This is a genomic window from Streptomyces megasporus, from assembly GCF_000718985.1.
Classification (GTDB): Bacteria; Actinomycetota; Actinomycetes; order Streptomycetales; family Streptomycetaceae; genus Streptomyces; species Streptomyces megasporus.
On the sequence record NZ_JODL01000023.1, the window covers coordinates 67,801 to 80,408 of the forward strand.

Sequence of the window (12,608 nt, forward strand, 5' to 3'; positions counted from 1 at the left end):
CCCGGACCGCCGTCACAACTGCCCGACGTCGACGACCTTGATCACCGCTCGACCCTCGGCGTCGGAGGCCGTGAGGTCCACCTCGGCGGAGATGCCCCAGTCGTGGTCGCCGGCGGGGTCGGCGAAGGTCTGTCGGACCTTCCACAGACCGTCCTCGGGGTGCTCCTCGATCCGCAGCAGCTTCGGCCCGCGGGCGTCGGGGCCGGTGCCCAGCTCGTCGTACTCATCCCAGTACGCGTCCATGGCCTCGGCCCAGGCGTCGGCGTCCCACCCGGACTCGGCGTCCAACTCGCCCAGTTCCTCGACCTTGTCCAGGGCGGCCAGCTCCACCCGCCGGAACATCGCGTTGCGCACCAGGACGCGGAAGGCACGGGCGTTGGCGGTGACGGGCTTGACCTGGTCGGCGCGCTCCTGGGCCTCCTCGGCCGTCTCGGTCTCGGGGTTGGCCAACTGCTCCCACTCGTCCAGCAGACTGGAGTCGACCTGGCGGACCATCTCACCGAGCCAGGCGACGATGTCCTGGAAGTCCTCGGACTTCAGGTCGTCCGGCACGGTGTGCTCCAGCGCCTTGTAGGCACTGGCCAGATAGCGCAGCACGATGCCCTCGGTGCGCGCCAACTCGTAGTGGGAGACGAACTCCCCGAAGGTCATGGCCCGTTCGTACATGTCACGGACGACGGACTTCGGGGACAGCGGATGGTCGCCGACCCAGGGGTGGCTCTTGCGGTAGACGCCGTAGGCGTGGAAGAGCAACTCCTCCAACGGCTTGGGGTAGCCGATGTCCGCCAGCCGCTCCATGCGCTCCTCGTACTCGACGCCGTCCGCCTTCATGCGTGCCACGGCCTCGCCCCTGGCCTTGTTCTGCTGGGCGGCGAGGATCGGCCGGGGATCGTCCAGGGTGGACTCCACGACGGAGACCATGTCCAGCGCGTACGAGGGCGATTCGGGGTCCAGCAGCTCGAAGGCGGCCAGCGCGAAGGTGGACAGCGGCTGGTTGAGCGCGAAGTCCTGCTGGAGGTCGACGGTCAACCGGATGGTGCGCCCCTCGGCGTCCGGGGTGTCGAGCTGCTCGACGATCCCCCCGTCCAGCAACGATCGGTAGATGGCGATCGCCCGCCGGATGTGGCGCAACTGGCTGCGCCGGTCCTCGTGGTTGTCCTCCAGCAGCTTGCGCATCGCCTGGAACGCGTCACCGGGGCGCGCGATGACGGACAGCAGCATCGCGTGGGTCACCTTGAAACGGGAGGTGAGCGGCTCCGGCTCGGAGGCGATCAGCTTCTCGAAGGTCTTCTCGCTCCAGTTGACGAAGCCCTCCGGAGCCTTCTTCCGGACCACCTTGCGGCGCTTCTTCGGATCGTCCCCGGCCTTGGCGAGGGCCTTCTCGTTCTCGATGACGTGCTCGGGGGCCTGGGCGACGACCAGCCCCGCCGTGTCGAAGCCCGCCCGCCCGGCACGGCCCGCGATCTGATGGAACTCCCGCGCGCGCAGCACCCGCACCCGGTTGCCGTCGTACTTGGTCAGCGCGGTGAACAGCACCGTGCGGATGGGCACGTTGACCCCCACCCCCAGCGTGTCGGTGCCGCAGATCACCTTGAGCAGACCCGCCTGCGCCAGCCTCTCCACCAGCCGCCGGTACTTCGGCAGCATCCCCGCGTGGTGCACTCCGATGCCGTGCCGGACGAAGCGCGAGAGGTTCCGCCCGAACTTGGTGGTGAAGCGGAAGTTGCCGATCAGCTTGGCGATCTCGTCCTTCTCCGCGCGCGAGCACATGTTGATGCTCATCAGCGCCTGGGCGCGCTCCACCGCCTGCGCCTGGGTGAAGTGCACGATGTACACCGGCGCCTGCCGGGTTTCGAGCAGTTCGGTCAGTGTCTCGGTCAGCGAGGTCGTGCGGTACTCGTAGCTCAGCGGCACCGGCCGGGTGGCGGAACGCACCACGGCGGTCGGACGCCCGGTGCGCCGGGTCAGGTCGCCCTCGAAGCGGCTCACGTCGCCGAGCGTCGCCGACATCAGGACGAACTGCGCCTGCGGCAGCTCCAGCAACGGGATCTGCCAGGCCCAACCACGATCCGGCTCGGCGTAGAAGTGGAACTCGTCCATCACGACCTGGCCGATGTCGGCGTCGGCGCCGTCCCGCAACGCGATGGAGGCGAGCACCTCGGCGGTGCAGCAGATGACGGGCGCGTCGGCGTTGACCGAGGCGTCGCCGGTGAGCATGCCGACGTTCTCGGTGCCGAAGAGCTTGCACAGGTCGAAGAACTTCTCCGACACCAGCGCCTTGATGGGCGCGGTGTAGAAGGTGACCTTGTCCTGGGCGAGTGCGGCGAAGTGGGCACCGGCCGCGACCAGGCTCTTCCCGGAGCCGGTCGGGGTGGACAGGATGACGTTCGCTCCGGAGACCACTTCGATCAGCGCCTCCTCCTGGGCGGGGTAGAGCGTGATGCCCCGGCCCTCGGCCCAGCGGGAGAAGGCGTCGTAGAGAGCGTCGGGATCGGCGGTACTCGGCATCTGATCGATAAGGGTCACGCCCTCCATACTGCCTGCCGGCGCCGCCTCGGGGGGAACCGGCCGACGATACGAAGATCACGGACGCTACGCTGTGTCGCCGGCAGGGCGGCGGAGCGAGAACGATGGGGTGGGGACGCACATGATGGGACCGGCGCATTCGCTGTCGGGGGCGGCGGCCTGGTTGGCGGTGGGCGCGGTGGCCGACGCCCTGGACCGGCCGATGCCCTGGCCGGTCCTGGTGGTCGGCGCCCTGATCTGCGCGGGCGCGGCCCTCGCGCCCGACCTGGACCACAAGTCGGCGACGATCTCCCGTGCCTTCGGGCCGCTCTCCAAGTGGCTGTGCGAGGTGATCGAGAAACTGTCGTGCGCGGTCTACAAGGCGACCCGCAAGCCCGGCGACCCCAGGCGTTCCGGTGGCCACCGCACCCTGACCCACACCTGGCTGTGGGCGGTGCTGATGGGGGCGGGCTTCTCCGCCCTCGCGGTGCTCGGCGGTCGCTGGGTGGTGCTGGGCATCCTCTTCGTCCACATGGTGCTGGCCGTCGAGGGCCTGCTGTGGCGGGCGGCGCGGGTCTCCAGCGACGTCCTGGTGTGGCTGCTCGGCGCCACCAGCGCCTGGATCCTGGCGGACATCCTGAACAAGCCCGGCAACGGAGCGGACTGGCTGTTCACCGGGCCGGGCCAGGAGTACCTCTGGCTGGGGCTGCCGATCGTGCTCGGCGCCCTGGTGCACAACGTCGGCGACGCCATCACCGTCTCCGGCTGCCCGATCCTGTGGCCGATCCCCGTGGGCAACAAGCGCTGGCACCCGGTGGGCCCGCCCAAGTCCATACGGTTCAAGGCGGGCAGTTGGGTCGAGCTGCGCGTCCTGATGCCCGCCTTCACCATCACGGGCGCGATGAGCGGAATGTGGGCCCTGGGCCTCATCGGCTGACCCCGCCGGCCGGGACGGGCCCGGCCGGCGGAAGTCCGTCCGGCACGGACTCAGCCGTGCCAGGACCGCCACAGCGCCGCGTAGGCGCCGCCCGCGGCGACCAGTTCGTCGTGTCCGCCCCACTCGCTGATCCGACCGTCCTCCACGACCGCGATCACGTCCGCGTCGTGCGCGGTGTGCAGCCGGTGCGCGATCGCCACCACCGTGCGCCCCTCCAGCACCCGAGCGAGCGAACGCTCCAGGTGCCGGGCGGCGCGCGGATCCAGCAGCGAGGTCGCCTCGTCCAACACCAGGGTGTGCGGGTCGGCCAGCACCAGTCGGGCCAGCGCGATCTGTTGGGCCTGGGCCGGAGTGACCGCCATACCGCCGGAGCCGACCTCGCTGTCCAGACCGTCCGCCAGGGCGCGCGCCCAGCCGTCGGCGTCCACCGCGGCGAGCGCGGCCCACAGGTCGTCGTCTCCGGCGTCCGGATTCGCCAGCAGGAGGTTGTCGCGGAGCGTGCCGACGAAGACGTGGTGCTCCTGGTTGACCAGCGCCACGTGCTCGCGCACCCGCTCCGCCGGCATCCGGGCCAGTTCCGCCCCGCCGAGTGTGACCTCGCCCGTCCGCGGCGCGTAGATCCCGGCCAACAGCCGTCCCAGCGTGGACTTCCCCGCGCCCGACGGTCCGACCAGCGCGACCCGGGCACCGGGAGGCACCGCCAAGGACACCTCGTGCAGCACGTCGTCGCCCTCGCGGTAACCAAAACGCACCGCGTCGGCCCGCACCTCGCGGCCCTCGGGAACCACCGTGTCATCGCCGGAACCGGGCTCGATCTCCCGCACCCCGACCAATCGGGCCAGGGAGACCTGGGCGACCTGGAGCTCGTCGTACCAGCGCAGGATCAGCCCGATCGGCTCGACCAACATCTGGGCGAGCAACGCGCCCGTGGTCAGCTCTCCCACGGAGAGCCATCCCCGCATCACGAAGACGCCGCCGAGCGTCAGCACCGAGCCCAGGATCAACACGTGGGTCGCGTTGACGACGGGGAAGAGAACGGTCCGCAACCACAGCGTGTACCGCTCCCAGGCGGTCCACTCCCCGATGCGGCGCTCGGACAGGGCCACGCGCCGCGCGCCCAGCCGGTGGGCCTCCACCGTCCGTCCGGCGTCCACGGTCTCGGTCAACGCCGCGGCGACGGCGGCGTACCCCGCCGCCTCGGAGCGGTAGGCCCCCGGCGCCCGGCGGTAGTACCAGCGACAGCCGACCAGCAGCACCGGCAGGGCGATCACGACGGCCAGGGCCAGTGGCGGTGCCGTGACGGTGAGCGCGCCCAGCAGCAGCCCCGCCCAGACGATCCCGACCGACAGTTGGGGCACCGCCTCGCGCACGGCGTTGGAGAGTCGGTCGACGTCGGTGGTGATCCGGGAGAGCAGATCCCCGGTCCCGGCCCGTTCCAGTACGCCCGGCGGCAGCCGTACCGAGCGGACCAGGAAGTCCTCGCGCAGATCCGCCAGCATCCACTCGCCGAGCATCGCGCCACGCAGCCGCACCTGCCGGACGAAGACGGTCTGGACGGCCAAGGCGACGGCGAACAGGGCGACGGTGCGCTCCACATGGATGTCGCGCGCTCCCGCGGCGAGGTCCTCCACCAGGTTCCCCAGCAGATGGGGGCCGACCATGGAGGCCACCACCGCGACGGCGTTCACCGACACCAGCAGCAGGAACGCCCGGCGGTGCCGTCGGAACAGTTCGCCGACGTAGGCGCGCACGGTCCGTGCCGAGCCGACCGGCAGGGTCGTGGCCGACTCGGACGCGGCCGGGTCGTACCGAGGGGGCGCGACGCCGATCATGCGGTCTCCTCCAGACGTTCGCGGCGCCGCGCTCCGGGCGCTCCGGGCGCGGCGGCGGTGCCGGCGGTGTCGGGAACACCAGGGGTGTCGGGGGTGTCCGAAGTGTCGGGGATGCCGGCGCGGGGGACGTCGGCGTCGGCCTCACGGGTGACCACCGCGCGGTACTCCGGCACGCGGGACAGCAGATCCCGATGGGTGCCGACGGCGATCACCGTGCCGCCCCGGACGAATGCCACCCGGTCGGCCCGGTCCAGCAGCAGCGGGCTGGAGGAGAACACCACCGTGGTGCGGTCCGTCCGGACGAGGCGCAACGCGTCGGCGACACGGGCCTCGGTGTGCGAGTCCACCGCACTGGTCGGCTCGTCCAGCACCAGCACCTCCGGGTCGGTGACCAGCGACCGGGCCAGCGCCAGCCGCTGCCGCTGGCCGCCCGACAGGGACCTGCCGCGCTCGGTGATCCGTGCCCGCATCGGATCCCCGCCCGTGTCGGCGCCGGACCGGGCCAGGGCGTCGAGCACGTCGCCGCACTGGGCCGCCTCCAGTGCCCGGCGGGGGGCGACCCGGCCGGACGACGGCACGTCGAACAACTCCCGCAGGGTGCCCGACAGCAGCACCGGGTCCTTGTCCTGCACCAGCACGGCGGTCCGGGCCACCTCCAGCGGCACCTCGTCCAGGGCGACACCGCCCAGCAGCACCGAGGGCGTCCCCTCCGAGGGGTCGCCGCCGTGCCCGCCCAGCCGTTCGGCGAGACGTCCGGCCGCGTCGGGATCGCCGCACACCACCGCGGTCAGACACCCGGCCGGAGCCGTCAGCCCGCTCGCCGGGTCGTACAGGTCACCGTGCGGCACCCTGCCGCCTCGGGCCCCCGCGGCGGGGCCGGCGCCCGTCTCCCGGCGCAGTGCCAGGACCCGAGCGGCCCGTTTGGCCGAGGGCCGGGAGAAGGAGTACGCCATGGCGAACTCCTGGAAGAGCCGCAGCGGGAAGAGCAGGAAGGTCACGGCGCCGTACACGGTCACCAGCTCGCCCACCGCGATCCGACCGTCCAGCGCCAGCCGTGTGCCCATCCAGACCACCGAGATCAGCAGCAGGCCCGGCAGCAGCACCTGTACGGCGTCGATCAGCGACCACATCCGCGCGGTGCGCACGGCGGCTCTCCGCACCCTCTGCGAGGCCCCGCGGTACCGGGCCAGGAAGAGTTCCTCACCGCCGATGCCGCGCAACACGCGCAGCCCGGCCACCGTGTCCGAGGCCAGCTCGGTGGCCCGTCCGGCCTCGGCGCGCTGCGCGTCCGCGCGTCGGGTCGCCGGGGGGAGCAGCGGCAGCACGGCCGCGATCAGGAGCACCACGCCGGCCACCACCACGGCGCCCAACACCGGTTCGTACACCACCAGGGCCACGCAGACCCCGACCGTGGTCAGCAGCGCCGCCCCGAAGCGGGAGACGCTCTCGACGAACCAGCCGATCTTCTCGATGTCGCCGGTGGAGACGGCCACGACCTCGCCGGCCGCCACCCGGCGGGTCAGGGCGGCCCCCAACGCGGCGGCCCGCCGGGCCAGAAGCTGCTGCATCCGGGCCGCCGCGGTGATCCAGTTGGTGATGGCGGCGCGGTGCAGCATGGTGTCACCGACCGTGACCGCCAGGCCCAGCACCAGCATCAGCCCGCCGGCCGACACGAGGCCCTCCCCGGAACCTTCGGCGGCGGCCTCCACGGCCACTCCGACGGCCAGGGGGAAGGAGGCGATCGCCGCCATCTGGAGTGTCCCCCAGGCCAGCGCCTTCAACTGGCCGCCGAGCTGGGAGCGCCACAGCCACAGAAGGAGGCGGAATCCGGACCGTACGTCGGGATCACCGGGATCGGGATGGGGAAGGTCGCGGATCTGCATGGGTGTTCCAGGCGGTCTCGGAAGGGGCGGGTGCGATCGTGCAAGGCTCTCCCTCCGGCGTGGGCGAGGGCAAAGGATTTTCCGTCCGGCCCCACTAGCCCGGGCCGCGCCCACCTCCCACGCTCCGGACGCCGAGGGACGGCACGAGGGAGGGCATGGGGGAGGGCACAGGGGAGACGGCACACCGGAGCGAGGGAGCGCGCGACGGCGCACGGTCGTCCACCGCACCACCGTCGGTGGACGACCGTAGGCTGGTGAACCGGTCACCGTCGTCCGATCCGACCGTCCGATCCGACCGTCGAAGGAGCGCATTGCACCACTACGAACCCGCCTGGACGCCGCCGCCCCGGGAGAAGGGCGCGCCGCAGCCGCCCGCCGAGCTCCGTCGCATCCTCCGGCTCTTCCGCCCCTACCGCGGCCGTCTCGCCGTCGTCGGGCTGCTCGTCGGCGCGTCCTCGCTGGTCTCGGTCGCCTCGCCCTTCCTGCTGCGCGAGATCCTCGACGTGGCGATCCCGCAGCAGCGCACCGGCCTGCTCTCCCTCCTCGCTCTCGGCATGATCGCCACGGCGGTGCTGACCAGTGTCTTCAACGTCCTCCAGACGCTGATCAGCACGACGGTCGGCCAGCGCGTCATGCACGACCTGCGCACCCGGGTCTACGCCAAGCTCCAGCGGATGTCCCTGGCGTTCTTCACCCGCACGCGCACCGGTGAGGTCCAGTCCCGCATCGCCAACGACATCGGCGGCATGCAGGCCACCGTGACCTCGACCGCGACCTCCCTGGTCTCCAACCTCACCAGCGTGGTGGCGACCGTCGTGGCCATGCTGGCGCTGGACTGGCGGCTCACGCTCGTCTCCCTGGCCCTGCTGCCGCTGTTCGTCTGGATCAGCCGGCGCGTCGGCCGGGAGCGCAAGAAGATCGCCACCCGGCGGCAGAAGCAGATGGCCGCGATGTCGGCGATGGTGACCGAGTCCCTGTCGGTCAGCGGCATCCTGCTGGGCCGCACCATGGGCCGCGCCGACTCCCTCACCCGCGCCTTCGCGGACGAGTCCGAGCGGCTGGTGGACCTGGAGATCCGCTCCAACATGGCCGGACGCTGGCGGATGTCGGTCATCGGCATCGTCATGGCGGCCATCCCCGCGCTGCTGTACTGGGCGGCGGGGCTGCTGCTCCAGGTCGGCGGCCCGGTCTTCTCCATCGGCACCCTGGTCGCCTTCGTCACCCTCCAGCAGGGTCTGCTGCGGCCCACCGTCTCGCTGCTGAACACCGGCGTGCAGGTGCAGACCTCCCTGGCCCTCTTCCAACGCATCTTCGAGTACCTGGACATGCCGGTGGACATCACCGAACCGGCCCGTCCGGTGCGGCTGGAGCGGGCACGCGGCGAGGTCCGTTTCGAGGACGTCACCTTCTCCTACGACCCGTCCGCCGACACCCCCACGCTCGACGGCATCGACCTGACCATCCCCGCGGGCGGCAGCCTCGCCGTCGTGGGCCCCACCGGCTCCGGGAAGAGCACGCTGAGCCACCTGGTGCCCCGGCTGTACGACGTCACCGGCGGCCGGGTCACCATCGACGGGATCGACGTGCGGGACCTGGACTTCGACTCCCTGGCCCGGACGGTGGGCGTGGTGTCGCAGGAGACCTACCTCTTCCACGCCTCCGTCGCCGACAACCTCCGGTTCGCCCGGCCCGACGCCACGGACGCCGAGATCGAGGCCGCGGCCCGCGCCGCCCAGATCCACGACCACATCGCCGCGCTCCCCGACGGGTACGACACCCTCGTCGGCGAGCGCGGCCACCGCTTCTCCGGCGGCGAGAAACAGCGCCTGGCCATCGCCCGGACCATCCTGCGCGACCCGCCCGTCCTCATCCTCGACGAGGCCACCAGCGCCCTGGACACCCGCACCGAGCAGGCCGTCCAGCGGGCCGTGGACGCCCTGTCGGCGGGCCGTACGACACTGACCATCGCCCACCGTCTCTCCACCATCCGCGACGCCGACGAGATCGTCGTCCTCGACGGCGGACGGATCGCCGAGCGGGGCACCCACCAGGAACTCCTGGCCCGGGGCGGACGCTACGCGGACCTGCTGCGGCGCGACATCGTCCTCCCCGGAACCGAGCGTGAACCCGAGCACGACCCCGAGCGTGAGCCCGGCTCCGCGGGCCCGGGGACGGTGGAGACCGCCCCGGCCTGACCCCCGCCCGACGCCCCGCCTCGGCACGGCCGCCGCAGCCGGTCACCGACCGGCCGTCGACCGGTCGCTGTCAGTGCCGTCGGGCAGACTCCGGTGCCATGGTCGAGATGGGAAACGACACCGCGGCCGACGCCCGGACGGTGATCGAACGGTACTGGGCCGCGGCGGAGCACCGGGACTGGAACACCTTCGGCGCCCTGCTCGCGCCCGACGTCGTCTACGAGATCCCCCAGACCCGCGAGCGCGTCCGCGGCCGGGAGGCGTACGTCCGTTTCAACGCGGAGTACCCCGGCGACTGGCGGGTGACCGTCGAACGGGTCGTGGCCGAGGAGCGCCGGGGGGTGAGCTGGACGAGTTTCACGGTGGACGGCAGGACCGAGACGGGGCTGTGCTTCTTCACCCTCGACGGCAGCGGCCTGATCGACACCGTCACCGACTTCTGGCCCGAACCGTACGAGCCGCCCGCCGGCCGTGAACACCTGGTGGAACGCTACTGAGGCGGGGCGCCGGGGAAGGCCGTCGGAGGCCGGCGGCCTTCCAGCCGACGCCTTGCCGAGCGTCGCCCGGTGGTGCCGCCTCGCCCGGAGGCGCGGTCACGACAGTCGCCCCGCCGCGCGCAGCTCGTCGAAGACCAGCCGGTCCACCGGCGGCACCCGGTCACGATCGGCGTACGCCAGCCAGGCGATCTCCTCGATCTCGCCGGCGGCGGCCAGTGTGCCGCTGTGGTCGCCCGTGTAGCAGGCCATCCGGACGGTGATCCCCGCCGTGTGTTCGTCGACCGGGGCCTCGTACGTGCCCAGGTGGGCGACCGTGTCGGGCGCGATGGCCACGGTCAGTTCCTCCTCGACCTCCCGCAGCAGGGTCTCGAGGTCGCTCTCCCCGTCGTGGCGCTTGCCGCCGGGGATGTAGAAGAGGGCCTTGCCGCGCGTACGGGCGCCCAGGATCCTGCCGGCGCGCAGGTGGACCCACGCCACCGTGTCGATGAGCCGCGCCCCGGGGCCGGCCACGGGGCCGCCCGTCACCGTACGATCCCGGCCGGTCCGGGGAAGCGCGTCTCGCGCTGGGGGGTGAACACGCAGAACTCGTTGCCCTCCGGGTCGGCCAGGATGTCCCACTCGAACCGCTCGTCGCGTCGCCGCACCAGGGTGGCGCCCAGCGCGAGCATCTCCTCGGTGTCGCCCCACACGTCGAAGTGCACCCGGTTCTTGCTCGTCTTCCGTTCGGGCACCGGATTGAACCAGATCACCGGACCGGCGTCCCGCGGGTGGTGGACGGCCACCGGCCACTCCGGGGGGCGAGGAGGCTGCCCCAACGTCCTGCGGCGTTCGTATCCCAGCGCGGCGCACCACCAGTCGGCGAGCGCCTGGTGGTCGTTGGCGTCCACGACGAGGTCCTTGAAGCGTGCGGGCATGTCTCCGAGCGTATAGCCGTTGGGAGCGGGGCGGGTTCCGGCCACGCCGGGGCGCCCACGATGGGGGGAGGTGGGGAATCATGGGGCCATGAGTTCCGTTCGGATCCTCGTCTTCACCCGGACCACCGGCTACCGGCACGACTCCATCCCGCACGGTGTCGACGCCTTCCGTGCCCTCGGCGACGAGCACGGTCTGACCGTCACCGCCACCGAGGACCCCGACGCACTCACCGCCGCGCTGACCGGGGACGACTGTCGCGCGGTGGTCTTCCTCTCCACCAGCGGTGACGTCCTCACCCCGGACGGCCGTGAGGCCCTGCGCTCGTACGTCACCGCGGGCGGGGCCTTCGTCGGCGTCCACGGCGCGAGCACCACCGAGTACGACTGGCCCTGGTACGGCGAACTGCTCGGCGCCCGCTTCGACCGGCACCCCGCGCTCCAGCCGGGCGTCGCGATCGTCGAGGACCGCGACCATCCGGCCACCGCGCACCTCGGCCCCATCTGGCCGTTCACCGACGAGTGGTACGACTTCCGCTCCAGTCCGCGTGGCCGGGTGCGGGTGCTGGTCTCGGCCGACGAGGCCAGCTACGAGGGCGGCGGGATGGGGGAGGACCACCCGCTGGTGTGGTGCCACGAGAACACCGGGGGCCGCACCTTCTACACCGCCCTCGGCCACACCTCCGAGTCCTACGCCGACCCCGTCTTCCGCCGCCATCTGCTGGGCGGGCTCGCCTGGGCGGCCCGACTTCCTCTGCCCGTCTGAGGCCGGCCACGGTCGGGCGGTCGGGAGCGCGGGGGCGGGGCGGCGACGTCCGGTCCCGGCGGGGAAGTTCGTCCCGTCCGCCGTGGAGGCGTACTCGCCGTCGGCGATGGGGAGGGATGACCGCCTCGGCCCGGTTCCGGGCCGATGGCAGGATGGGCTTATGGTCATGATTCACCTGATTCCAGGCGACATCACCGAGCAGTCCGTCGACGCGGTCGTGAACGCCGCCAACTCCTCCCTGCTGGGCGGCGGAGGCGTCGACGGGGCGATCCACCGCAAGGGCGGGCCGGAGATCCTCTCCGAGTGCCGGGCCCTGCGGGCCTCCCGGTACGGCAGGGGTCTGCCGACCGGCCAGGCGGTGGCCACCACGGCCGGTCGACTGCCCGCGCGCTGGGTGATCCACACGGTGGGGCCGGTCTGGTCGGCCACCGAGGACCGGTCCGGCCAACTGGCGTCCTGCTACCGCGAGTCGTTGCGCGTGGCGCGCGAACTGGGCGCCCGCACCGTCGCCTTCCCCGCCATCTCCACGGGCGTCTACGGGTGGCCGATCGACGACGGCGCGCGCATCGCGCTGAACACGGTGCGTGAGGAGACCGAGGGGGACGAGGAACTCGAGGAGGTCCGTTTCGTGCTGTTCGACCAGCGGGCCTACGACGCCTTCACCGCGGCGCTGTGACGGAGACGCCCGTGGTGTCGACCGCGATGTCGGGGCGGAGCACCTGAACGGTGTACATGCCGTCGCGGTCGTCCCAGCCGTCGCGGTCGTCGGCGGAGACGAGGACGCGACGCCACGCCGAGGCGGGATCGGGGAGCGCGGGGCTCTCGTTCTCGTCGGCGTCCTTGCCGGTGCCCCTGCCGGTGTCCTTGCCGGTGTCCCCCGGAGGATCGGCCAAGGCGAGCAGCACCAGGGGCAGGGCGGCGAGTGGGGTGACGATCCGCAGCACGGTGGCCCTACCTTTCAGGTCGTGGGTCTGAACTGGTCATTCGTAAGATCGGTGGACCCGGGGTCCCGGGTATGGCTGGCACGGTGGAGACCGCGAGATGGCTTAAGGAGCTTGGCCACCCAGGGCCCCGCGACGACT

General features: G+C 72.1%; 11 protein-coding genes. 5 read left to right on the forward strand and 6 right to left on the reverse strand.

Annotated features, from left to right (window positions below; genetic code table 11):
• Nucleotides 1–12: 12 nt before the first annotated feature.
• On the reverse strand, nucleotides 13–2,526 hold the full coding sequence (locus tag IF47_RS0119225) for a DEAD/DEAH box helicase (RefSeq protein WP_031510096.1): 2,514 nt from the start codon (nucleotides 2,524–2,526) through the stop codon (nucleotides 13–15).
• Nucleotides 2,527–2,647: 121 nt separating this feature from the next.
• Here IF47_RS0119225 and IF47_RS0119230 point away from each other — a divergent pair, with 121 nt between their 5' ends.
• Nucleotides 2,648–3,442 carry a metal-dependent hydrolase gene (locus tag IF47_RS0119230; RefSeq protein ID WP_031510097.1) on the forward strand — a complete coding sequence of 265 codons (795 nt, stop codon included), beginning with the start codon at nucleotides 2,648–2,650 and terminating at the stop codon, nucleotides 3,440–3,442.
• A gap of 50 nt (nucleotides 3,443–3,492) precedes the next feature.
• On the opposite strand, the gene IF47_RS0119235 is transcribed toward IF47_RS0119230, so the two are convergent.
• Nucleotides 3,493–5,274, reverse strand: coding sequence for an ABC transporter ATP-binding protein (locus IF47_RS0119235; RefSeq protein ID WP_031510098.1), 1,782 nt, complete (start codon nucleotides 5,272–5,274; stop codon nucleotides 3,493–3,495).
• Nucleotides 5,271–7,157: an ABC transporter transmembrane domain-containing protein gene (locus IF47_RS0119240; protein WP_031510099.1), complete on the reverse strand. Its 1,887-nt coding sequence runs from the start codon at nucleotides 7,155–7,157 to the stop codon at nucleotides 5,271–5,273. Before IF47_RS0119240 ends, IF47_RS0119235 begins: the two co-directional genes overlap by 4 nt.
• 311 nt (nucleotides 7,158–7,468) lie before the next feature.
• On the opposite strand from IF47_RS0119240, the gene IF47_RS0119245 reads away from it, so the two are divergent.
• Nucleotides 7,469–9,352, forward strand: coding sequence for an ABC transporter ATP-binding protein (locus IF47_RS0119245; RefSeq protein WP_106982607.1), 1,884 nt, complete (start codon nucleotides 7,469–7,471; stop codon nucleotides 9,350–9,352).
• Nucleotides 9,353–9,450: 98 nt separating this feature from the next.
• Nucleotides 9,451–9,849 carry a nuclear transport factor 2 family protein gene (locus IF47_RS0119250; RefSeq protein ID WP_425423623.1) on the forward strand — a complete coding sequence of 133 codons (399 nt, stop codon included), beginning with the start codon at nucleotides 9,451–9,453 and terminating at the stop codon, nucleotides 9,847–9,849.
• 96 nt (nucleotides 9,850–9,945) lie between these two features.
• Here IF47_RS0119250 and IF47_RS0119255 read toward each other — a convergent pair whose 3' ends face one another.
• Nucleotides 9,946–10,374 (reverse strand): NUDIX hydrolase, encoded by a 429-nt coding sequence (locus tag IF47_RS0119255; RefSeq protein ID WP_245641171.1) that lies wholly within the window; start codon nucleotides 10,372–10,374, stop codon nucleotides 9,946–9,948.
• Nucleotides 10,371–10,763 (reverse strand): VOC family protein, encoded by a 393-nt coding sequence (locus IF47_RS0119260; protein WP_051717891.1) that lies wholly within the window; start codon nucleotides 10,761–10,763, stop codon nucleotides 10,371–10,373. Before IF47_RS0119260 ends, IF47_RS0119255 begins: the two co-directional genes overlap by 4 nt.
• A gap of 88 nt (nucleotides 10,764–10,851) precedes the next feature.
• Between IF47_RS0119260 and IF47_RS0119265 the strand changes: the two genes are divergently transcribed.
• Both IF47_RS0119265 and IF47_RS0119270 read left to right on the forward strand, forming a co-directional pair.
• A complete protein-coding gene (locus IF47_RS0119265; RefSeq protein WP_031510104.1) occupies nucleotides 10,852–11,526 on the forward strand; it encodes a ThuA domain-containing protein in 675 nt (224 codons plus the stop codon).
• A gap of 160 nt (nucleotides 11,527–11,686) precedes the next feature.
• On the forward strand, nucleotides 11,687–12,202 hold the full coding sequence (locus IF47_RS0119270; RefSeq protein ID WP_031510105.1) for an O-acetyl-ADP-ribose deacetylase: 516 nt from the start codon (nucleotides 11,687–11,689) through the stop codon (nucleotides 12,200–12,202).
• Here the strand turns inward: IF47_RS0119270 and IF47_RS0119275 are convergent.
• Nucleotides 12,186–12,470, reverse strand: a complete 285-nt coding sequence (locus IF47_RS0119275; RefSeq protein WP_031510106.1) for a hypothetical protein — start codon at nucleotides 12,468–12,470, stop codon at nucleotides 12,186–12,188. The two genes, IF47_RS0119270 and IF47_RS0119275, sit on opposite strands and share 17 nt — an antisense overlap.
• Between the last annotated feature and the right edge of the window lie 138 nt (nucleotides 12,471–12,608).

What these genes read in the sequence shown, in the direction of transcription:
- IF47_RS0119260 (WP_051717891.1), bottom strand. Translation starts at nt 10,763, where the DNA reads ATGCCCGCACGCTTCAAGGACCTCGTCGTGGACGCCAACGACCACCAG.
- IF47_RS0119265 (WP_031510104.1), top strand. Translation starts at nt 10,852, where the DNA reads ATGAGTTCCGTTCGGATCCTCGTCTTCACCCGGACCACCGGCTACCGG.
- IF47_RS0119250 (WP_425423623.1), top strand. Translation starts at nt 9,451, where the DNA reads ATGGTCGAGATGGGAAACGACACCGCGGCCGACGCCCGGACGGTGATC.
- IF47_RS0119240 (WP_031510099.1), bottom strand. Translation starts at nt 7,157, where the DNA reads ATGCAGATCCGCGACCTTCCCCATCCCGATCCCGGTGATCCCGACGTA.
- IF47_RS0119235 (WP_031510098.1), bottom strand. Translation starts at nt 5,274, where the DNA reads ATGATCGGCGTCGCGCCCCCTCGGTACGACCCGGCCGCGTCCGAGTCG.
- IF47_RS0119270 (WP_031510105.1), top strand. Translation starts at nt 11,687, where the DNA reads ATGGTCATGATTCACCTGATTCCAGGCGACATCACCGAGCAGTCCGTC.
- IF47_RS0119230 (WP_031510097.1), top strand. Translation starts at nt 2,648, where the DNA reads ATGATGGGACCGGCGCATTCGCTGTCGGGGGCGGCGGCCTGGTTGGCG.